The sequence below is a fragment of the Polyangiaceae bacterium genome (assembly GCA_020633235.1).
GTDB lineage: Bacteria > Myxococcota_A > Polyangia > Polyangiales > Polyangiaceae > JACKEA01.
In genome coordinates this window covers 362746-384713 of sequence record JACKEA010000003.1, presented here as the reverse complement: position 1 = coordinate 384713, position 21968 = coordinate 362746, and the positions used below count along the sequence as shown (strand labels likewise).

Here is a 21968-nt window from a genome sequence, read left to right as displayed (position 1 = left end):
GAGCCGTCAGAAACTGCCCGAAAGCCACACGCCGGTGCTCTTCGGTGAAACGATGGGCGTCGCCGTCAGCGTTTGCCGCTTTGCGGATGGTTCAGCCGACGAGGTCCTTGGCCAAACCAGATAGGCGATTCCGAACACTATGCCTGCTCCAGCGATGCCCACTGACACGTTGCGGAGGTTCGAGTCGCGATTCGCCGCAACGTTGCTGTCGTGGAGCTGACTGCATTCGGCTGCGTGCGACGTGCCTGCGCCACACCCATTGGGGCCCAATACTTGCGCGAGCTTTGATGCGTCGTCGGCGTTCGAGTTCCTGCCGAGCTCGAATCCGATGGCGGCGGCGACGCCAACGACCGCAACGCCACCTGCGACGTAGACCGGCACCATGCTGCGCTCGCCATCATCCGTGCCGCCACCCGTGCCGGCATCCCCACCGGTCCCGCTCGTCGCGCCGCCGCTTCCGCTCGCTGCGCCGCCCGTGCCCGCCGGCGCGCCGCCTGTGCCCGCGGTGGAAGTGCCCTGCCACAAGAGCTTCACCTCCACCTCGGTGCGCTCGCCCTTCTTGGCGGTGACGATGCGGCCAACGTCGCCATACCCGTGCGACGTGGCCGTTAACTGATGGTCTCCGGGGGAAAGATAGATTGGTGCCGGAAGCGGGGCCTTGCCGACCACCCTGCCATCCACGCTGACTTCGGCCCCGTCTGGCTCCACGGACACTGCCACCTCACCGACCTCTTGCTTTGCGGCGTCGCGCATCTTCTCGATCGCTTTGCGCTTTGCCGCCGGAATGGAGGGTGAGAGCGTCCGCAGCGCGAATGAGAAGTACTCAGCGGCCTCGGCATGGTCCCCGAGCCGATACGCTGCCTGACCGAGATTCGCTGCAGTCTCGGAGGCCGGAACTAGTTGGAAAGACTGTTTGAGGAGCTTTCGCGCGCCCGCCCAGTCGTTCTTCTTGGCAAGTGCCGCTGCCTCGTGAAGAAGCCGCTCCGCTTGTTCGTTCTTGCTTTCCTCGCTAGCTGGCTCGGGCTGCGCAACCACCGCGATTGGCCAGGCAGTCAACAGTGTCGCGAGCGCTGTCGCTCGAAGCAGATTCGTCGAGAGCTTCATGATCAATTGGTGCCGGGCGGGAACAACAGCTGGTTTGGATCGGGTGCTTGGGAAGACTTGGCCGCGGGCGGGACCGTTGCAGGCGATGCTGGCGCTTTTGCAGAACCGGCGCCCGGTACGCTTGTCCGAGGAGCTGGCGGGATGGGAGCCGTCGGCGTCGGCGTCGCCGTCGCAATCGTCGAAGCGGGTTGCGGCGTTTCGGTACCCGGCGCTGGCGCGGATGCAGCCGATCCCGTTTGACTCGATTGGGTGTGTGACGTCGTCAGTGCCAGCGGCGTCGCTGCCGGAGTGGTGACCGCGTTGGGCGCGCGCTCTATCTCCGGCGCCTTGCGCGAGCGCATCACGAACCAACCCACGACCACAGCTGCGACCAGCGCTGCCACAATGATGGCGCCGCGTCGCGACGAACGCACCGGAAGTGCGGGCACCGGCTCGTCCGGCTCTGTGGCGTCGTCGGGTTGCACATCGTCGGCCTCGGATGCGTCCGCCTGCGGTGCCTCGGCCTTGCGCGCCAGCCACGTGGGCGGCTGAGTGACGTTCCCGGCGAGCAAGCGGGGCACGCTGTTCTTCTTGGGTGCCGCGGCGGGTTGGGGCGCGTTCGCTTTGGCCGGGCTGCCGAGATGCGCCGTCTTTTCCGAAGCCGGCCCTGGCACGATCACCACCGAACGCGCTCCCGAGCTGGGCGGGGGCTCGTCTGCGCCAGGCGCACCCTCGTTCAACCCCCGCAAAGTGTCCTTGGGCTTCCCCAACTCTCGGACGGTGTCCCGATCTTCAGGGTTCGACACGGCGCGCTCCATGGTCGGGGTTCGGTTGTGGTAGCGCGCCGGCCGGGAGCGGCCAAATGTTCGCCGATTTCCGAGAGCTATACGCACGCTCAGCGTTTGCTCCAAACCCTGTGTCCGCGGCGCCATGAACCTCGCCCGCTCGGCCGGCACGACAGTGGGTTGCGCCGAAAATCGCTTGGCTTGCGATCTTGTGGGCTGCCGGCTGGCCGGATTGGGCCGTGCCCTTCGGTGCGTTGCGTTTTTCGGCCGGGGTCATTGGTTGATCGGGCTTGCGGGCGGTAGACCCGCGGTCGGCGCGGAGGTGGCAGGCGGACGAGAAGTCTGGCGTGGCGCGGCGGTTGTTGTGCGCGGCGATGCTGTCCCCGGCCGTGCGGCGGTGGCGACGGCAGCGGGCGCGGGAGCGACGGCCGCAACGGAGGGCGCCGGAGGTCTGGAAGTGGCGCTGGGCGCGCCACCTTCCGGTGCGGAGCGCTCTGGATCGGGCGCCGACGACGGGGGAGCTACTGACGGCATGGGAGACGGGGTCTCCGCGGTGGCGCGCGGGGGCGGCATGGGCGCGGGCGTGTTCGTGCTGCCGCGAATCTCCGGCGCGGGTTCCTCCTGGCGCAGCGTGCTCGCCGGCCTCGCGACGAGTGTGACGAGCGCGACGGCGCTGGAACAAAACGCCGCGATGCCGAGGGCGACGAACAGACTCGGTCGGCGGTGCGGCGGTTCGGCGGGCCGCGATGGCGTCCGGGGTGTCGACATCGTGTTCGGTGTCGCGGAAGTGGGGGCGTCCGCGACGGGGCTCGCGGCGGACCGACCCAAGGATGCCGATGCTCGAGCTCCAGCTTCTGGAAGCGTCGTGGAAGGCTCTACCGGTACTTGGTCGGCCACGTCGATCATCAGGCGCGCCAGCTCTGCGTGGGCGAGCTCCGTGTCTTCCGGGCCACCGAGCAACAGCGCGATCAGTGCCCCGCGGGCGGCCGCTTGCTGATGTCGCGTCGCCCGCGAAAACGCGATGAGCACCCCGAGGGCGAAGCCACGGACGTCGTCCGCAGCCCTCCCGAGCGCCGTAAGCGCGTTGGCGGCGGCGTCCAGGCGCGCCTCGGGCTCGATGCAGGCGCCGGCCCCCTGGGCCAAGAGCACCATGCGCTGCTCCGATTTGACGGGCGGCTCCCGTAGCCCGAGCGCCACTCGCGCGGTGTCGAGCCCTTCACTGTCCGGCGGTGTCGCGAGCAGCATGCGCAGCGACTTCCGCGTGGCCTCCTGCACGGTCGCCGAGGCGACCAGCAGCGTTTGCAGGTTGGCGACGCGCTCGGTGTCGGCCCGTTCGTCCTGGAGCATGACGCTGAGCGTCCGCAGCACTTCGCTGCCCTTCTCGCTCGGCGAGCAGAACTGCGCCGCGCCAAGGGCGAGATCTGCCTCCAGCTCACGCATCTGCGCGCCGGTCGATGCCGGCGTGGACGGCTGTGCGTCCGGCAGCACGCCGAGCTCTTGGGGAGAGACCTTTTCGGTGTCCAGAGAGGGGGCGGGCGCTGCACGCTGCACGACCGGCTCGCCGCGGGCTGGCTGCAGCACGTGGCCGGCACTTGGGCTGCGTTGCGGGTGCTCGCTCTGCCAGCGCTGCATGGCGCGCTCGAGATCGGTCGTCATGCTCGCCATCGACTCTTGGCGCTTCTTGCGATCCTTGGCGAGGGCGCGATAGACGATCTGCGCGACGTACGCCGGGGTGTCTGGCGAGCGCTCCGAAAGCGGTGGCGGTTGCGCGTAGATCTGGCGCAGGCCCAGCTCTTGAAGGCCGGGGAAGTCGAGAGGTCCCGGTCCCTCCGAGAGCGCGTGCATGCCCGAGAGCATCTCGTACAGCACGTGTCCCAGCGCGAAGATGTCCGCGCGGTGATCGACGAGATCCGCCTGCAGGCGTTCCGGACTCATGTACGCGTAGGTGCCCATGATCCGGAAGCGATCCGTCGTCTTGACGTTGCCGCGCTGAAACTTGCTGGTACCAAAATCCAGCACGCGCACGGAGTCGTCCTTGGCGACCAGGAAGACGTTCTCCGGCTTGAGATCGCGGTGAATGATCCCGCGGGCGTGCACTTCGGTCAGCCCGTGGCCAATGTCGATCGCGATACGCAGCGAACGTTCCACGCCGAGCGCCCGTTTGCGCCAGACCTCCTCTCGCAGCGTTCGGCCCTCGAGCAGTGGCATTGCGAACCAGACGACGCCCTTGGCGGTTACTCCACCATCCGTCACGGGCACTACGTTCGGGTGATGGATGTCCGCCAGGGTGCGCGCCTCTTGCCGCATGCGCTCGGCGCGGTCGCTGACGAGTTCCTTGAGTGCCTTGACCGCGGCGCGCCCTCCTGTGAACAGGTGCTCGACCTCGTACACCACGCCGGCGCTGCCGGAACCGATGATCCGGAGCACGCGGTAGCGCCCTTCGATCTCGTCGCCGACCTCGAACGGGATGTCGTCGTCGCCAGCCATGCCCGCCACCTGTGCGTCACGCTGGCATGGGCTCGATGCGGCGGCAACCGGGCGTCATCTCCGCGCGAGGACCATCGCGCATGCGCCACCAGCAACGACGCTGAGCATTAGTGTGCCGGCGATGCCGAGCGGCGTGTGTGCGCCGATGAGCCAGAAGCCGACCAGAGAAGCCGTCACGGCCGCAATGGCGGACGCCACGTAGCTCAGGGTGACGCGATCCTCCGGCGGAGCCATGGGGGCTTCTGCGGTGCGCGTGCTCCGCGCGGCGGACTCGGCTGGGCTCTTCTCCGTGGGAAGAAACCCAACCGGATCCTTCCAGCGCTTCTCCACGGCAGACAGTGCTGCGTCGAAGTCCTTTGCGGACTGAAAGCGTGCGTCGGGGTTCTTCTCGAGGGCCCGGAGCACGATCGCGTCGAGCCCCGGCGGCAAGCTGTTCGGCGCACGGGTGGAAGGAGGGTCAGGTACCCGAGTCAGCTGTGCTTCGTAGAGATCCTCCAGGCGCTTCACGTCGTTGAATGGTCCGTGACCACACAGGAGCGTGTAGAGCAGGACGCCGGTGCCATAGATGTCCGCGCGATGATCCACGTTCTTACCGCGGACCTGTTCCGGGCTCAGATAGCGCGGCGTTCCCACCACGGCGCCCTCTGCGGTGGGAAGCACCGGTGGTGCCGGGCCTCTGTCGGACAACACCTTGGCGACGCCGAAATCCAACACCTTGACGACGATGTCGCCCCGGGGCGGCTGGTGGAGGAACACGTTGTCGAGCTTGATGTCGCGGTGCACGAGGCCGAGTGCGTGCGCGGCCTGCAGGGCAGACAGCACCGAACGGATCAGGGCGACGGCCTCGCGCGGAGGAAAGGCGCCTTCGGCGCGCAGTGCTTCCCTTGCGGTCCGCCCGTCGAGGCGTTCCATGACGAAGAACGGGCGGCCATCCTGGGTGCGGCGGAAGTCCGACACCTTCACGATGTTCGGGTGGTCGAGCTTGGCCAGAGCCTGTGCCTCCACGCGCACCCGGTCCACAGCGCCTGGGTCGCCTGCAAACTGTGCAAGCAGCACTTTGGCCACCAGGGTGGTGCCTACGCCTTCGTGCTCCACCTCCCACACTTCGCCCATCCCGCCCTGGCCCAGGACTCCGATGCCGCGGTAGGGAGTGCCGTCAAAGGGATCCACGACCCGAGAGTACATGACTCCGCGCCCGTCTCCACTGGCGCCCGCGCCAGGTGCGACCGGAGCTGTCGCAGGGAAATGACCGACGACATGGGGGTGGTTTCTTGTCGGTCCGCCGCGGAACCTCGCGGCTTGCCTTCACGGCGAAGGCCGTGGACAATCGCCAAGAAATGGCTGGGGATCCGCTTCGTGCAGTCTTTCGACGGCGCGCGCTGCGCGGCCATTGGCCTGCTTTCCCGATTTCCCCAGCGCATTTCGACATGCGCATGGCATTGGTGCCCGGCGGGCAGCCGGATGGGCCGGGGCTTTTCGACTGGTCGGAGCGCGGCGGGCGGCTTGCCGCACGTTGGAGTGAGGTCGACCGGGCCGCAGCCAGCCTCGCGCCCGCGGAGCAGCTGGCGGTGCGCCGCGCAGCTCTGCATGCGCTCATCCAGCTGACGGAGCAGTTCCCGTGGCGTTGGTTCTCCCACGGACCTGGGTATCTGCGCGAAGCCGGCTACCTCGAATACTTCCAGGTGCCTTGGCGTACGGCCGGGATCGCTCTGGAGCCGTACCTGCTGGACGTCCTCGAGCTCATAGTGTGGTGGGACGAGGACGACACGGCGTCTACCTGGGAGCTGTTCGACGGCGTGCCAGAGGCGGACGGCGAGGATGTTGCCGAGGTGTTTCGGCGAATCCTGGGCGAGCTCGAGCGCCACGGGTTCTCCGAACCCCGGAGGAGGCTGCTCTATCACTGGGCGTCCTTCGTTGGCCGCCACCTGCGTGTCGACGACTTCGTGCCCTTGGCCCATGCACTGGGTGCGGCGAGTGTGGCCACCATCCAGATGCTGGTGGAGATAGCTCTGGATCGGAACATGGCCGATCTCGCGCTGGAAGTGCTGTCCGCCGCGAACCGCCCCGGGCCCGGACAGTGCCAGATCGAGAGCGTGTGCCGAGACTACCTACACCGCGGTCCGCTGCCGTGGCCAGCGAGCGTGCGGCCGCTCTGACCGGATGCGACAGGAATCGTCGGAAGTGGGGAGTACGCTGTTTCCCGGTGAATTGCTGGGAACGGATATTCAGCATTGAGCTGACCACGCCGGCCGCCTACAAGCGGAAGTTCAGGGGAGTCGGTGATGGGTAGGGGAATGGCGGGGAGGAAGCATCACGCTGGTCATTGGGAGACGCGACCAGTGGCTGTAGGCCCAGGCCTAGGCAGTTTGGAGGCGCATGTCTGAGTATTCCCGATGGTTTGAGTCGGTTTCGGGGTTTGCCCCGCACCCGTGGCAGGCGGAGCTTGGTGAAGCCGCCTCTCTGGAAGACCGCTTGCTCCGCGTGCCCACGGGCTTCGGGAAGACGGCGGGCGTAGTGCTCGCGTGGCTCCATAACGCAGTGCAGCGGAAGGATTCGACCTGGCCGCGACGCTTGGTCTTCACCCTGCCAATGCGCGTGTTGGTGGAGCAGACCGAGCGGGCGATTTCGGAGTGGTTGAGCAAAGCCTCGGCGGAGCAGGTCGGGCTCCACGTGCTGATGGGCGGAAGCGATGCGGGGGAGTGGGCACTAACCCCCGAGCGCCCGGCAATCCTCGTTGGCACTCAAGACATGCTGCTGTCTCGTGCGCTGAACCGGGGCTACGCCGCGCCACGAGCCAGATGGCCGGTGGACTTTGGGCTGCTGCACCAAGACGCACTGTGGGTCTTGGACGAGATCCAGCTGATGGATGTGGGGCTCGCCACGAGCGGGCAGCTGGCGGCATTCAGATTGGCGGACGCCGCTTCGCATCGCGGAACCGCGCGCCCGACGGCGACCTGGTGGATGAGCGCAACGCTGCAGCCAAGCTGGCTTGGCACCGTTGATGTTGCGGCGCGAGTACCCGAGCTCACCGAGAACATGGTGGCGATCCCATCCGCCGCGCGGAGCGGCGGCTTGTGGGAGGTCAAGAAGACCCTAGCTCGCCGCGCGGATGTGACCACGCCTTCTGAGATCGCGGAGGCAGCGCTTGCCGGTCACAACCCGGGGACTCTGTCGCTGGTCGTCGTAAACCGCGTGGACACCGCCACGGGCGTGTTTGACGAGTTGGACAAACGGCTATCCGAAGGCAAAGGCAAGAAGCGCACGAGGCGGGCGGACGCGCCGGACCTGCGCCTCGTACACAGTCGCTTTCGCGGCGCAGAGCGGGTGAAGTGGGCTGAATCGTTCTTGCGGCGCGACGCAGCCGTGCCGGATTCGGGACGGATCATCGTTGCGACCCAGGTTGTCGAAGCCGGAGTAGACATCTCGGCTCGCTTGCTGGTGAGTGAGCTGGCGCCATGGCCCAGCCTGGTGCAGCGATTTGGCCGAGCGGCACGTTACGCTGGCGAGGAAGGTGAAGTCTGTGTCGTTGGTGCCGTTCCAAACGACGAGGGAAAGGCGTTGCCGTACTCGCTCGTGGAGCTGGGCGCGGCGGAGGAAGCACTGTCGCGACTCCTTGGTGGAGAGGCGGATGTCTCGCCCAGCAACCTCGAAGCATTCGAGGAACACCTCGCTGAGAGTCCAGAAGGCGTCGCACTGATCGACCGCCTCTACCCATATGACCCGGAGCACGTGGTTCGGCGCCGCGACCTGGACGACCTATTCGATACGGCACCTGACCTGAGCGGCAACGATCTCGACGTCAGTCGCTACATACGTTCGGGCGACGAGCGGGACATCAGTGTGTTCTGGCGGCCGGTGGAGGACGGAACACGGGCGATCAACGTGAGAGATCTACCTGCGGTGCGACGTGAGGAGCTGTGTCCAGCACCGATTGGCGAAGCACGGAAGTGGCTCACAGACAGGTCGTTCTATGTGCTCGACTATTTGGAAGGCACGTGGGCGCGCGCCAAGGCGTGGCAGTTGCACCCCGGCATGCGCGTGCTGGTCCCCGAAGGAGAGGGTGGGTACTCGCTCGAGCGAGGCTGGGACCCCAAGGCTTCAGCCCGCGTGCAAGCACCAAACTCCCATTCGGGGACCATGGACGAAAGCGCTGAACGCTACGATCGAACGGCCAGCAGCGAAGAGGACGATAGCCTCTCCATCGCGGTCTGGAAGTCCATCGCAATGCACGGTCGAGAAGCGGCAGCGGAAGTGCAATCGCTCTGTGAAGCGTTGGCGCTCGATCCAGATTGGGTGCGACTGCTGGAGCTAGCGGCGCGTTGGCACGACGCTGGGAAGGCCCATGACGTGTTTCAAGCTGCCATCAAAGAAGAGTCGCGACGCGACGCCGGAAAGCATGGCACGCGTCGTGACCTCGCGAAGGCACCTAGCGATGCCTGGCGCCGCCCTGCCTACCCGGAACGGAAGGGATTTCGTCACGAGTTGGTCAGCACGTTGGCGCTCTTCGAACTGCTGCGGCGTGCGGCTCCGAACCACGACGCCTTGCTGGGGCCGCACCTCGAGCTCATGGAGGCGCTGGGCGACGTCGCGCCTGAGTTGGCGGCCGATCAGCGCGTATCGGTGGATCACCCGCTCGCCGCCGAGATCATGGCTCTCGAGGCTGAGGAGTTCGATCTGCTTGCGTATCTCGTCTGTGCGCATCACGGGAAGGTTCGTTGCGCTTGGACGGGTACACCACACGATCAAGAGCGAGGGGAGGGGGACATCCATGGCGTGCGCGACGGCGATTCCGTCGCGGCTTTCGAGTTGTGTGACGTAAGCGGTGTGCGTAGCGCGCTGCCTCCGCTGCGCTTATCACTGGCCGGTGCCGAGATGGGCTTGAATCAGTTGTACGGCGCTTCTTGGACCGAGCGAGTGAGCCGACTCCGTGAGCTGCATGGGCCGTTCAAGTTGGCGTACTTGGAAGCACTGCTCCGGGCGGCTGACGCTCGCGCATCACGTCTGACCACGATGGAGGACGAATGAGCGTGCAGATTCACTTGCTCGAGGGTTGCGCTCCCGCGCCGCTCGCCCACTACCTGAAAGGGTTGGCGGTTCTTCGACTTGTTGCAGAGCAGAAGGACGCTGCAGCACGTGGGTTCTGGAAGGCCGACCGATTCCACCTCGCGACGGTGCTGGATCAGAATGGCCTCGAACGCTTCTTCCTCGAGGAATACGTGCCAACTCCGCTGCTGGCTCCTTGGAACGGCGGTAGTGGCTTCTACCCGAAGGACAACAAGTCCGGCTTCGAACCTATGTCCCACGCGGCTGCGCCACGCTTCGCGCCTTACAGACAAGCTATCGCGCTGGCGGAGGAGTTGGTGGGAGATCGCGACGAACGACCCGCCGGCGACGACAAGGTCGCGATGATCCGGCGGGCTCGCTCCTCCTGGCGCGGCGCGCTACTAGATTGGCTCGGTGCGGCCTTGGTGTTGACCGACGGAAAGCGCCAGGTTCAGTACCCTGCGCTTCTCGGAACCGGGGGCAACGACGGCCGGCTCGATTTCACGAACAATCAAATGCAGCGGCTGGTGGAGTTGTTCGACGTGGATAGCGGCGCTCCGCGAAGTGGGTGTTCCGAAATGCTGCGGGGAGCGCTCTTCGGGCAGGCGACCCATGGGCTCGGCAGCTTCTCCGTAGGGCAGTTCTATCCGGGAGCTGCGGGTGGGGCGAACGCCAGTAGTGGCTTTGGCGGCGGGTCCCTCGTGAACCCGTGGGACTTCGTCCTCATGCTCGAGGGCGCCATGCTGCTGGAGGTTGCGGCGGTACGCCGTCTGGATGCGCAAGGGCTGGCCCAGGCCGCTGCACCTTTCGCCGTGCAGTCTCAAGCGGAAGGCTACGCCAGCGCGGCTCCGTCGGACGAATCCGCGCGAGGTGAGCAGTGGATGCCGCTCTGGGAGCGGGCCGCCACGGTGCAGGACGTACGAGCCTTGTTTGCCGAAGGTCGCATGCAGACCGGTAGGCACCGAGCGAGACGCGCGCTAGATGCCGCGCGCGCGGTGTCCTTGCTTGGTGTTTCCCGCGGGATTTCGGCGTTTGAACGCTTCGCTTTTGCTGAACGCAACGGTCAGGCGAACCTGGCCGTTCCAGTGGGGCGGTGGCCTGTGGTGGCGCAACCACGGGTGCGCTTGCTCGAGGAAATCGATCAGTGGGTCGGAGCCCTGCGCAGCCGCGCGAATGGTCCAGGCGCGCCGGCTGCACTTCAGCGGGCTGTGCATCGCATGGCCGGAGCCATGTTCAGCGTGTGCCGGGAGAATCGGCCGGCCCGGTGGGGTGAGCTGTTGGAGGAGCTGGGAGCGGCGGAGGACCTCCTCGTTGCGCGACCGAAGTCGGCTGTCGAGCTGCGGCTGCAACCTTTGCCGCGGCTTTCGCCGGACTGGATCCTCGCTGCATTCGACGACACGCCAGAGTTCAGACTAGCGGTCGCGGTGGCTTCCCAGTCTGCGCCAAGCGATCGAAAGAGGCCCGTCGAGCAGCGACTGGGCCCGATTCGCGCCAATTGCGTCCCGCTCGACCCAACGCACTTCGCCCGCTTCAACGCGACGGCGCACGGGCTGGTGCAAGACCCGAGCGTTGTATGGCAGAGCCGCGATGCGGTGAGCGATCTCGCTGCTGTCGTGCTCAGGCGCATCACGGACGCCGCACGCAAAGGGCACGAAGGGTTCCCGCTCAGTGGTTTGGTGCCGGTACGTCTCGACGACGTAGATGCGTTCCTCGTCGGCCAGCTGGACTTGCGCCGATTCGGCCGTCTCGCACGTGGACTCATGGCGCTGGACTGGCGGAAGCGGGAGGAAATCCGCGGGGCAACAAGCTGGGCGACTCAGCGTGTGCCGCTCGCATCGTCGGCGCCGCTGTACGCGCTGTTTCGCTTGCTCTACGCCGCGCCGAGTAGGGACGTGGTGCTGCGTCCCGACCCCGCGCCGGTGCGGATGTTGGTGGGAGGGCGCCTGCAAGACGCCGGAAGAGCCGCGCTCGCACGGCATGTCGCGCTGGGGCTCCGTCCGAAGCTCCACCACGTTATCGGAAACGAAAAGCTAGCCAAGCGAATAGCTGCCGCGATGGCGTTTCCAGTCTCTGACCATGACCGCGAGCGCCTGCTCGCGCAGATCGCGAAACGTACCCGCAGCGACGGCGCTGTGGCGAGCCAAAGCGCTCCGAGCGCTGCGAGCATCAAGGAGGAACCATGAGTCTGAATCTGTCAGCAGTCCTGCCCGACAAAGAACCGCGCCCCAATCGCATCCTGATCGAGGCGGACCTAAGGCCCGTGCAGGGGTCGCGGTTCCAGCCGACCGGATTCCCTGACTTGGGAGCTGCCGTTTTCGATACCCATGACGGAACGCGGCTCTTGGTCGAGAGCCCGCAGAGCATGGCCAATCGCCTGGAGGCGATGTGTTGGGATCCTGCCGGGCACGCGCTGGTTCCGGAGCTCCAGGGTCTGTCGTACGTCCGAGTGGAACAAGACGGCTCGTACCTCACCAGCTCGATCACTGAAGCACACCGCCTGAACTCGCCCTACATCCTCGAGGGGAAGGACAGTGCGTTCTTCAATCAGCTGAAGGAGGAGACCGAGGGGTTTGCGAAGGGGCCGCTCGACATGCCGCGACTCGCAGGCGTCATCATGAAGTATGACGTCAATGCGCTGATTCACGGGCTCTTCTTGGCGAAGAAGGAGTTGGCGGGTGGGCGTCTGCGCGTCCCACGTGCGCTTTCGGCGTTCGTCGAAGCGGGCGGCGTACGGGTTGCGGCGTCCGGCGGTGTGAAGAACGACCACGTCAATCCGCAGGGAGACGCCAAGACGGGATTCGGAAACGTGCCCTTCCAGCGTGACGAGTACACGGCGGAGAAAATCACTGCGTACTTCAACGTCGACCTTGCCCAGATCCGCGGCTACGGCCTGGGATCTCAGGGCGAACAACTGCTCGTCACGCTCGCCCTCTACAAGGTCGCGAAGCTGCTCGACGGGCACCTCCGCTTCCGTACGGCCTGCGATCTCGAAGTCGCGGCCGCTCCGCGTGTGACGCGCCCGGAAGGCTTTGCGCTTCCAAGCATTGGCACGCTGCGCGACGCAGTGCCGGGTCTCATCAAGGCATGTAGCTCGCAGTTCAGCGGCGACAACGGCGTTACTCTCGTCAACTACGCGGCCTGATCATGCTGCGCCTTGCATTCGAGTTTCCGGCGGGTCGCTATCACGCGACGCCTTGGGGCCGGCACGTCAACGAGGGCGTGGTGGAGTGGCCACCGAGCCCTTGGCGCATCGTCCGCGCGTTGATCGCGACTGGGTTCAACAAGCTCGGCTGGTCAGTAGTGCCCGCCGAAGCGGAGGCGCTGGTCGCGCGGCTCTCCAGCAAACCTCCGGCCTATTGGCTACCCCCTGCGGCCGCCGCGCACACGCGGCACTACATGCCAGTATTCAAGGGCTCGCCCGACAAGGTCATCGACGCATTCGCGTATGTCGGCACAGGGGTGTTGGGAGTCGAGTGGCCTGTGGAGCTCACTGTCGAGGAGGAGCGCATGCTGGACCTACTGCTGCCTCGCTTCACGTACCTGGGGCGTGCGGAATCTTGGGTGGACGCACGCCGCATTGGTGCCATGCCGGAAGGGTTGGAACACTGCGCGCATTCTGATGCAGCTCCAGGCTGCGGCTACGATCGCATCGAGTTGCTCGCAGCACTGACAGCGGAGGACTACGCGGATTGGCGAGCAGCCGCGTTCGAACGGGAGCAACAGAGAACACTCGACGCCGAACGGGAACGAGCCACGCAAAAGAACAAGGCGCCACCCAAGAAGCTGGGCAAGAAGCAACTGGCTCGACTGAACGACCTATTGCCGCCCACCCTTGTGGATGCACTTTGCGTCGACACCGCCGCGTTGCAGAAGGCGGGTTGGAGCCAACCGCCAGGCGCACGCTCCCTCGCATACTGGCGTCGGAGCGACGCGCTGGCTCACACAGTCTCGAGCGACAGCGGCGAATCCCGACGGCAGGGAGTGGACACAGCACTGTTGGCGATCTCTTCCGACACGGCCAACGGCGAAGCACTTCCGAATCTCACCGACGCTCTTCGACGGGCGGAGATGCTCCACGGTTGCTTGGTTTCCGCTGCTTCGAAGCACGGCAAAGGGCCTGCCAGCTCGCTGACGGGAAAGGACTCGCGCCAGGAACGGCTTTTGGGGCATCGACATGCTCACATCATCCCGGTGGCGCTGGACGACCCGCGGCGCATCGACCATTTCCTCATTCATGCACAAATGGGATTCGAGCCTGCAGCGCTGATCGCGCTTCGAATGGTTCGGAAGACCTACGCCAAGAACCTCCCGCCGCTGTTCCTGACGCTGGCCGGGCTGGGAACGCGAAAGGACTTCGAGCGGCTCGTTCCGCAAGTGGGCTCGGCCGTTTCATGGGTTAGCGCCACGCCCTTCGTTCCGCCTCGGCACTTGAAGCGCCGGGGCGCGAACTCCCTGGAGGGCCAGATTCGAGCCGAGCTGGAGTCGCGCGGCTTGCCGTCGCCGATGCGCGTGGAGGTAGAGATCGAGCGAGGCAGGCAGCGGGAATACGCCGGGTTGGACCTTTTCTGGTCGCTCTGGCGCCAGCGTACCGGGATGGTCTCCGTGGCCGAGGAGCGCTCAGACGCCACACCGCCAGCGCGCCTATCTACGCGTTGGCGACACTTCAGGCGCGAGCGATCCCGAGAGAACCGTCGCCCACCAGTGGCAGCAGGCTTTGGTTTGCGACTTGTGTTCAGCGACTCCGTCCCGGGACCGATCGCGCTTGGATACGCGTCCCACTTCGGTTTGGGTTTGTTCGAACCCGAGACGGAGGCGGCTGCCCTGGCCGCCGAGTAGTTGGCGGCTCCGTGGTCTACTGCGCTAGCAGGCTCTTCATGCGGAGCTCTCGAGCCAGCACGTGGTCAAGGAATCGTTCGAGCTTCAGACGCGCGACTCGGCCGACGGCTTTTCCAAATCGATGCCGAGCCGGCGCGTGTGTCGTACCGCCTGGGTCGGTCCAGGGATACTCGCAGTTCGGGTTGGTTTTACCCGCCACCGTTGGGTTCAGAGCTTCGACCGCCGTAGCCGTTCGCGCGACGCTGCGCAGTACACGACTCAGCTCGGTACGTTGGGTCAGCCCCATGCGCCTTCGGACGCTTGAGTCCGCGAGCAGCGCAACCCGAATCCGGGGAAAGCCGGTGCTGAAAGCGTTGTGCACCGTCTTGAACGTGCCGAACCGCTGCGCGTATCCTTTCGCTGTCTTTTCCACGGCCATCTGTAGGGCGTGGAGAATCTGGCAGTTGTCGCAGCGCGTGGCCTCGAGGCGAATTGCCGCCTCGAGATCGCTACGGGCCTGCACGAAGAAAGCTCGCTCCGGTGTCACGCAGACCGCTGGTCGCGGCGTTCGACTCGGCGGGCGCTTCTCCAGGAGCCCCAGCCGCGAGGCAAGGCCGCTCGCCGCTCTTCGGAAGGATGGATCAGCGCAATCTGTGACGGATAGTGCACGCCTTCCGCCGGGTCGGGTGCGAAAGCCATGGGCAACACTCCGTCCCCTGGGAAAACGTCTTCATCCACGTGAACGATGCGGATCGTGCGCTCGTCCGGAAATACGTAGCTTGCCCGGATCGACGGCGTCTCAACTTGGCTGGCACGTACGAGCCGGAGCGCCTCTTCTTCAATCGAGAGCTTGGTTCTCGATGACTGCCGTGGTGTTCGGCGAGTGGCCATTCCGTGAATGTAGCACGCATTCGCACTTGGATTCGCGCTTGGTGCCCCTCCCATGACCTCCTCCTCCCGCGCCCCCAGCAGCGCACCCGCACCGCCCAGCGGTCGCGCAAAGCCGCTGCCTCGCAAGCTGCCGACGCTGGACGTGCCCGCGCTGGTACCCGCTCGCATGGTCAACGAGGTCCTCTACTGCGAGCGGCTGATGGCGCTCGAGTGGGTGCAGGGCGAGTTCAGCGACAACCGGTTCACGGTGGAGGGGCGCGCCGTTCACAAGCGTGCAGACAAACCCGGGCGCGCGCTTCCGCCCCCAACGAAGGTCGACGACGAGGACGATGCCGTTCCCGAAGTCGAGCCCCCACCGTACCAGGCCCGTTCAGTATGGCTGTCTTCCGAGCGTCTGGGCTTGACCGCAAAGATCGACGTGGTGGACGTGGCCGAAGGTGCGGTGCAGCCCATCGAGTACAAGCGCGGCAAGCGGCCAAATGTCCGCGAGGGCGCGTATCTCCCGGAGCGGGCCCAGCTCTGCGCACAGGTGCTGCTGCTCCGGGACTCGGGCTACCGCTGCGACGAGGCCGCCATCTACTTCGCGGCAGATCGCCAGCGGGTACCCATTGCGATCACTGCGGATCTGATCGCCACCACTGAGCGCGCCATCCAGCGGGTAAGGGAGCTTGGCGCGAAGGGCGAGCTCCCACCGCCGCTTGTGGACAACCCGAAGTGCAACGGCTGCTCGCTGGTCGGCATCTGCTTGCCGGACGAGGTGACGCTGCTTCAGACCCTGGAGCGCGGCGCACCTCCCACAGCGGCGGATGAGCCGGAGCCGGCGCCGCTGCTGGATGACAGTGAGCTCTACGGCCCGTTGGACCCCGATCCGTGGGACCTCACTGGTCCGGAGCCCGAGCTTCGTCGGCTGCACCCGGCGCGCGACGACAAGCTACCGGTGTACGTGCAAGAGCAGGGCGCCCGCATCACGTTGGACGGCGAGCGTGTGTGCATCCAGCGCCCGAAGGCCAACGCGCTGGAAGCGCGCTTGGTCAACACCTCGCAGGTGTCAGTGTTCGGCAACGTGCAGATCACCTCTCAGGCGCTCCGTGCGTTGCTCGAGCGCGGGATCCCCGTCTCGTACTTCTCCTATGGCGGCTGGCTCCTGGGGCGCGCCACCGGACACGACTCCAAGAACGTGGAGCTGCGTTTGGCGCAGTACGCCGGCGCCACGGACTCCGCCACATGCTTGAGGCTCGCCCGTGGCTTCGTCGTCTCCAAGATCCAGAACTGCCGCACGCTGTTGCGGCGCAATCACCGCGAGCCCGACGCCACCGTGCTCTTCGAGCTCAAGCAGCTCGCCCGTAAGGCGGCGGAAGCTGAATCGCTTGCCAGCCTGTTGGGCATAGAAGGTACGGCAGCGCGATTCTACTTCGGAGCGTTCACCGGGATGCTCAAAGAAGACTCGGAGATCCGTGAGACCTTCGACCTGGACGGTCGGAACCGGCGCCCGCCGCGCGATCCCATCAACGCGCTCCTGTCGTTCTCGTACGCCCTGCTCACGAAAGACTTCACGGTCACTCTCGCCAGGGTTGGGCTCGATCCACTCCTTGGCTTCTATCACCAGCCGCGCTTCGGACGCGCCGCGCTGGCGCTGGATCTGATGGAGGAGTTCCGGCCCATCGTGGCGGATTCGGTGGTGGTCACCGCCATCAACAACGGTGAGATCCAGCCCGACGACTTCGCCGTGACGCCCGTCGCTGCCGCTCTCAAGCCCGGCGCGCGAAAGCGCCTCATCCTCGCGTACGAGCGGCGCATGGACCAGCTCGTCACCCATCCTGTCTTTGGTTACCGCATCAGCTATCGCCGGGTGCTCGAGGTCCAGGCTCGACTGCTCGGTCGAATGCTGCTCGGCGAAGTGGAGGAGTACCCCGCGTTTCGAACGCGGTAGCATTAGCCCGCAGAGGAGCACCTGTGCGAAACACCTACATCGTTAGCTACGACATCTCGAATCCGAAGCGTCTGCGCAACGTCTTCAAGCTGATGCGCGGCTATGGTGATCACCTTCAGCTCTCGGTCTTTCAGTGTGAGCTCAATCGCACCGAGCTCATCGAGCTTCGAGCGCGCCTGGGGGACATCATCAATTTCCGAGAGGATCAGGTCCTCTTCGTCGACGTTGGCCCGGTGGAGGGCCGGGGCAGCACGTCCATCCGCTCCCTGGGGCGCCCCTACATGAACCCAGAGCGCCACGCCATCGTCGCCTGAACGGTTGGTCCGGATGGCAGCGGCAAGCCACAGGCGTAGGATCGAGCGGTTCGGTACTGCGCCAAACCCCGCCACCGCTCGCAAGGCGCCCAGCTCCTTGAAAATTTGGTTGTTTGTTCGGCGCGGAACCTCGCCGAACCGACATCTCATCCCGTCAAACACGAGTGCACATCCAACCGCTCGCAATCCGCTTCCGAGCCTCGCGAAAACATGCCAGATCTCGGAGGCATCTCTCCGCCGCGTTCACGCGGCGGCCCCGTTGAAGCCACCCGTCTCGTTGGGGTTCGAGATGGCCAGCAGCTTTCTCTCCGCCGCGTTCACGCGGCGGCCCCGTTGAAGCCCGACCGTGGACACCAGCCCCGACCGGCCAGCGATCAACTCTCCGCCGCGTTCACGCGGCGGCCCCGTTGAAGCGTAGACCGCGGCGGTGTCTCCGCTGGTGTCGTACGTGACTCTCCGCCGCGTTCACGCGGCGGCCCCGTTGAAGCCGGACGCGCACCTTCCCTACCACCTGGTGAATCAAGCCCCTCTCCGCCGCGTTCACGCGGCGGCCCCGTTGAAGCGACTCGCTGCTCGCTTACCGCGTGGCGCTGGAGCGCGGGCCTCTCCGCCGCGTTCACGCGGCGGCCCCGTTGAAGCGTCGCCACGTCGCCCTCGAAGCTGGGCGCGACGGCGGCCTCTCCGCCGCGTTCACGCGGCGGCCCCGTTGAAGCTCGTTGAGCGGAGGCGGTTCGGCGATGCCAGCGGGCGCTCTCCGCCGCGTTCACGCGGCGGCCCCGTTGAAGCAGTTCGCCTTCCCACTCGATCTGACCCTCGGCGCTTCTCTCCGCCGCGTTCACGCGGCGGCCCCGTTGAAGCCTTGTCGAATTCGTAGCACCACAGCAGCCGCTCAACTCTCTCCGCCGCGTTCACGCGGCGGCCCCGTTGAAGCCCGCTCACCGCGAGCAACTCCGGCGGCGTGGTGACGCTCTCTCCGCCGCGTTCACGCGGCGGCCCCGTTGAAGCGCGAAACATGCGGATGAGGTCGCCACGGAAGTCGGTCACTCTCCGCCGCGTTCACGCGGCGGCCCCGTTGAAGCAAGGCGACATCAGTGCCGACGACGACCACGACGCCGTCTCTCCGCCGCGTTCACGCGGCGGCCCCGTTGAAGCCCGACCATCACCGACGAGCAGATCGAAGCGCTACGCGCTCTCCGCCGCGTTGAAGCGTCGAGATCGGCGCTGAGCTTGGCGTCACGAAGCAACGCTCTCCGCCGCGTTCACGCGGCGGCCCCGTTGAAGCACTGCCGCGGCGAGTGCACCCATCACCAGGCTGATTACCTCTCCGCCGCGTTCACGCGGCGGCCCCGTTGAAGCCATCTTCTTCATCTCTCCCGCCGCCGCCTTCGCGCCACTCTCCGCCGCGTTCACGCGGCGGCCCCGTTGAAGCAAGGACGGCGCGCGGCATGCGCACAGACGTCCTGAGCTCTCCGCCGCGTTCACGCGGCGGCCCCGTTGAAGCGACCAGCAGCCGGTTGCGAATGCGGCGGCGCTCATCTCTCCGCCGCGTTCACGCGGCGGCCCCGTTGAAGCCCCTGGATCGCGGCGAACTCGCCGCAGGTGGCGGAGTACTCTCCGCCGCGTTCACGCGGCGGCCCCGTTGAAGCGATCGGGGGTCAGAATGAGGGCGTTCGCTTCCAGCTTCCCTCTCCGCCGCGTTCACGCGGCGGCCCCGTTGAAGCGAGCCCTGCGTCGCGGCAAGCGGGTCGGTGTCGCCCGCCTCTCCGCCGCGTTCACGCGGCGGCCCCGTTGAAGCCGTAGCCGGTAGGAGCGGAGATAGTCGGCCTTCACGCGCTCTCCGCCGCGTTCACGCGGCGGCCCCGTTGAAGCGTGTCGACAGAGCGCGGCAACTTCTCCGGGCGCTACTCTCCGCCGCGTTCACGCGGCGGCCCCGTTGAAGCGATGCCCAAGGTTTGGGCGGAGGAGCTGGGCGATCTTCTCTCCGCCGCGTTCACGCGGCGGCCCCGTTGAAGCGTATCGAGGGCGGGAGTCGAACCCGCACGCTATTTCTACTCTCCGCCGCGTTCACGCGGCGGCCCCGTTGAAGCCTATCCGTGATGGCTTCGGTGATGTCTGGTGCGGCCCCTCTCCGCCGCGTTCACGCGGCGGCCCCGTTGAAGCTTCGCGACGAGCCACTGTGCGCCGCCGCACGTCTTGCTCTCCGCCGCGTTCACGCGGCGGCCCCGTTGAAGCGAGCAGTCGACACCGCCGCCCCCGAAGATGTCTTTCAGCTCTCCGCCGCGTTCACGCGGCGGCCCCGTTGAAGCGGTGGGTGCGCGAGCAACCGCGTGATACCGGGCCGCCTCTTCTCTCCGCCGCGTTCACGCGGCGGCCCCGTTGAAGCAGACCACCGAGACGGACGGCGAGCTCGACGGCGACGCTCTCCGCCGCGTTCACGCGGCGGCCCCGTTGAAGCTTCGGCCGTGAAGTCACGGCAGAGCCTCTCGAGCTCGGCCTCTCCGCCGCGTTCACGCGGCGGCCCCGTTGAAGCGTGTCGTGCTCGGCGCACCCACCAGGGTGCACGCCGGACTCTCCGCCGCGTTCACGCGGCGGCCCCGTTGAAGCCTGGGACGAGCACCGGGAAGAAATGCCGTCCAATTGCTCTCCGCCGCGTTCACGCGGCGGCCCCGTTGAAGCTTGGGTGGCCGCGGAGAAGGCGGCGGCGGACGCTCTGCTCTCCGCCGCGTTCACGCGGCGGCCCCGTTGAAGCGTCGGACGCGATGCGCTCCGGGAGACATTCCCGCGACTCTCCGCCGCGTTCACGCGGCGGCCCCGTTGAAGCCGCGCCCATGTGCGGGAGCGCGCCGACCGGATCCGGGAGCTCTCCGCCGCGTTCACGCGGCGGCCCCGTTGAAGCTGGTCCAATAGTCGGTCACCAGCTGGACCGGCTCGACGCGCTCTCCGCCGCGTTCACGCGGCGGCCCCGTTGAAGCGGCCAAGGCCAGCGACTTCCGCCTCGTAGGTTCTGCTCTCCGCCGCGTTCACGCGGCGGCCCCGTTGAAGCTTGCGTTTGCTCCGAGATGTAGCGTGCGCGCTCTTGGCTCTCCGCCGCGTTCACGCGGCGGCCCCGTTGAAGCATGAGCTTGCCGACGATGACGGCGGGCCCATTGCCGCTCTCCGCCGCGTTCACGCGGCGGCCCCGTTGAAGCCTCGAAAACGACGACCGTCACGGTGGCAACTTCTTGGCTCTCCGCCGCGTTCACGCGGCGGCCCCGTTGAAGCGACCTTACGCGGCGGCGCCTCCTTCGCTGGCGGCGAGACTCTCCGCCGCGTTCACGCGGCGGCCCCGTTGAAGCACCACTGACGCGGCGGCGCCGCGGAGCAGGATCATGGCAGCTCTCCGCCGCGTTCACGCGGCGGCCCCGTTGAAGCTTCTTTGACGGCTAGCAGTGCATCGCGCCCGCGGCCACTCTCCGCCGCGTTCACGCGGCGGCCCCGTTGAAGCGGGGCGGCGGGGTCCGAAAAAGGATGCTGGTGGTGTGCCTCTCCGCCGCGTTCACGCGGCGGCCCCGTTGAAGCGAGTACTACTCTACAAAGGCTACGGCCGACCAAACGCCTCTCCGCCGCGTTCACGCGGCGGCCCCGTTGAAGCAGCTGCCCGGTCTCGGCATCATGCTGGAAGCTCCGGGTCTCTCCGCCGCGTTCACGCGGCGGCCCCGTTGAAGCCGATGATGGTGTATGTCTCGTTCATGGCTGCTTTTCCCTCTCCGCCGCGTTCACGCGGCGGCCCCGTTGAAGCGTCTCCTGGCGTGGCGCGCGTCTGCGCCCAGCACTCTCTCCGCCGCGTTCACGCGGCGGCCCCGTTGAAGCCAGAACCAGCTCGACAAGATCGCCGCCAGCCTCGCCTCTCCGCCGCGTTCACGCGGCGGCCCGTTGAAGCGCCCTCGCCGGCATCGCGATTTGGAAGGACAGTCCACTCTCCGCCGCGTTCACGCGGCGGCCCTGTTGAAGCGAGGGTCGCCACCCTGCGCCCGGAGCCGCTCATCGACTCTCCGCCGCGTTCACGCGGCGGCCCTGTTGAAGCCGGTGGGAGCTACTTCGCTTGCGGGGGCGTCTTCTCTCCGCCGCGTTCACGCGGCGGCCCTGCTGAAGCGAGGGGACACCTCCTTTGCCGGGAAGCGGCCGCGAGCTCTCCGCCGCGTTCACGCGGCGGCCCCGTTGAAGCCTTCCATGGCTGCAACGATGCACACGCTCGAACGTGCACTCTCCGCCGCGTTCACGCGGCGGCCCCGTTGAAGCGACTCGTCAGCGAGCTTGCGGGCCTCGCTAACCAGCCTCTCCGCCGCGTTCACGCGGCGGCCCCGTTGAAGCAGCGGCGCCAACGCGCCGGCCAGTGCCCCCAGGAACGCTCTCCGCCGCGTTCACGCGGCGGCCCCGTTGAAGCCTTCCTCATGCCGTCGGGCAGTATTCCCCACCAGACGACCCTCTCCGCCGCGTTCACGCGGCGGCCCCGTTGAAGCCGGGCGGTCACAACCTTCTCGAGCGCAACGTGCACCTGCTCTCCGCCGCGTTCACGCGGCGGCCCCGTTGAAGCGCGCGGGCGCGCGAGTTTGCCCAGGCTCGAGGTTCTACTCTCCGCCG

The 21968-nt window shown here is 66.8% G+C and carries 11 protein-coding genes and 2 CRISPR repeat arrays (1 of these 13 running past the window's edge); of the genes, 7 read left to right on the top strand and 4 right to left on the bottom strand.

The window, feature by feature from the left end:
* Positions 1-6: 6 nt before the first annotated feature.
* The 3 genes from H6717_18470 to H6717_18460 form a co-directional block, all read right to left on the bottom strand.
* Positions 7-1104 carry a PEGA domain-containing protein gene (locus H6717_18470; GenBank protein ID MCB9579021.1) on the bottom strand — a complete coding sequence of 366 codons (1098 nt, stop codon included), beginning with the start codon at positions 1102-1104 and terminating at the stop codon, positions 7-9.
* 1037 nt (positions 1105-2141) lie between these two features.
* Positions 2142-4355, bottom strand: coding sequence for a protein kinase (locus tag H6717_18465; protein MCB9579020.1), 2214 nt, complete (start codon positions 4353-4355; stop codon positions 2142-2144).
* 54 nt (positions 4356-4409) lie between these two features.
* Entirely contained in the window at positions 4410-5540 is a 1131-nt protein-coding gene (locus tag H6717_18460) for a serine/threonine protein kinase (GenBank protein ID MCB9579019.1), read from the bottom strand.
* A gap of 242 nt (positions 5541-5782) precedes the next feature.
* On the opposite strand from H6717_18460, the gene H6717_18455 reads away from it, so the two are divergent.
* From H6717_18455 to cas5u6u, 5 genes are all read left to right on the top strand, one after another.
* Positions 5783-6511, top strand: coding sequence for a hypothetical protein (locus tag H6717_18455; protein ID MCB9579018.1), 729 nt, complete (start codon positions 5783-5785; stop codon positions 6509-6511).
* 220 nt (positions 6512-6731) lie between these two features.
* Complete coding sequence (locus H6717_18450; protein ID MCB9579017.1) at positions 6732-9380, top strand: DEAD/DEAH box helicase; 2649 nt, start codon at positions 6732-6734, stop codon at positions 9378-9380.
* Positions 9377-11581 (top strand): type I-U CRISPR-associated protein Csx17, encoded by a 2205-nt coding sequence (gene csx17 / locus H6717_18445; protein ID MCB9579016.1) that lies wholly within the window; start codon positions 9377-9379, stop codon positions 11579-11581. Before H6717_18450 ends, csx17 begins: the two co-directional genes overlap by 4 nt.
* Positions 11578-12540 (top strand): type I-U CRISPR-associated protein Cas7, encoded by a 963-nt coding sequence (gene cas7u, locus H6717_18440; protein ID MCB9579015.1) that lies wholly within the window; start codon positions 11578-11580, stop codon positions 12538-12540. The genes csx17 and cas7u overlap by 4 nt, the downstream gene beginning before the upstream one ends.
* A gap of 2 nt (positions 12541-12542) precedes the next feature.
* Entirely contained in the window at positions 12543-14234 is a 1692-nt protein-coding gene (cas5u6u, locus tag H6717_18435) for a type I-U CRISPR-associated protein Cas5/Cas6 (GenBank protein MCB9579014.1), read from the top strand.
* A 16-nt stretch (positions 14235-14250) separates the two neighbouring features.
* On the opposite strand, the gene H6717_18430 is transcribed toward cas5u6u, so the two are convergent.
* Complete coding sequence (locus tag H6717_18430; protein ID MCB9579013.1) at positions 14251-14736, bottom strand: hypothetical protein; 486 nt, start codon at positions 14734-14736, stop codon at positions 14251-14253.
* A 420-nt stretch (positions 14737-15156) separates the two neighbouring features.
* On the opposite strand from H6717_18430, the gene cas1 reads away from it, so the two are divergent.
* Positions 15157-17034, top strand: a complete 1878-nt coding sequence (cas1, locus tag H6717_18425; protein ID MCB9579012.1) for a CRISPR-associated endonuclease Cas1 — start codon at positions 15157-15159, stop codon at positions 17032-17034.
* Positions 17035-17057: 23 nt separating this feature from the next.
* Positions 17058-17348 (top strand): CRISPR-associated endonuclease Cas2, encoded by a 291-nt coding sequence (gene cas2 / locus H6717_18420; GenBank protein MCB9579011.1) that lies wholly within the window; start codon positions 17058-17060, stop codon positions 17346-17348.
* 230 nt (positions 17349-17578) lie between these two features.
* Positions 17579-18573: a CRISPR direct-repeat array (repeat unit 36 nt; unit sequence CTCTCCGCCGCGTTCACGCGGCGGCCCCGTTGAAGC).
* Positions 18574-18594: 21 nt separating this feature from the next.
* A CRISPR array of direct repeats spans positions 18595-21968; the repeat unit is 36 nt; unit sequence CTCTCCGCCGCGTTCACGCGGCGGCCCCGTTGAAGC (it continues 3530 nt past the right edge of the window).

Bases quoted from the DNA above. Each gene is read 5' to 3' on its own strand.
- H6717_18470 (MCB9579021.1), bottom strand. From the start codon at position 1,104: ATGAAGCTCTCGACGAATCTGCTTCGAGCGACAGCGCTCGCGACACTG.
- H6717_18465 (MCB9579020.1), bottom strand. From the start codon at position 4,355: ATGGCTGGCGACGACGACATCCCGTTCGAGGTCGGCGACGAGATCGAA.
- H6717_18460 (MCB9579019.1), bottom strand. From the start codon at position 5,540: ATGTACTCTCGGGTCGTGGATCCCTTTGACGGCACTCCCTACCGCGGC.
- H6717_18455 (MCB9579018.1), top strand. From the start codon at position 5,783: ATGCGCATGGCATTGGTGCCCGGCGGGCAGCCGGATGGGCCGGGGCTT.
- H6717_18450 (MCB9579017.1), top strand. From the start codon at position 6,732: ATGTCTGAGTATTCCCGATGGTTTGAGTCGGTTTCGGGGTTTGCCCCG.
- csx17 (MCB9579016.1), top strand. From the start codon at position 9,377: ATGAGCGTGCAGATTCACTTGCTCGAGGGTTGCGCTCCCGCGCCGCTC.
- cas7u (MCB9579015.1), top strand. From the start codon at position 11,578: ATGAGTCTGAATCTGTCAGCAGTCCTGCCCGACAAAGAACCGCGCCCC.
- cas5u6u (MCB9579014.1), top strand. From the start codon at position 12,543: ATGCTGCGCCTTGCATTCGAGTTTCCGGCGGGTCGCTATCACGCGACG.
- cas1 (MCB9579012.1), top strand. From the start codon at position 15,157: ATGACCTCCTCCTCCCGCGCCCCCAGCAGCGCACCCGCACCGCCCAGC.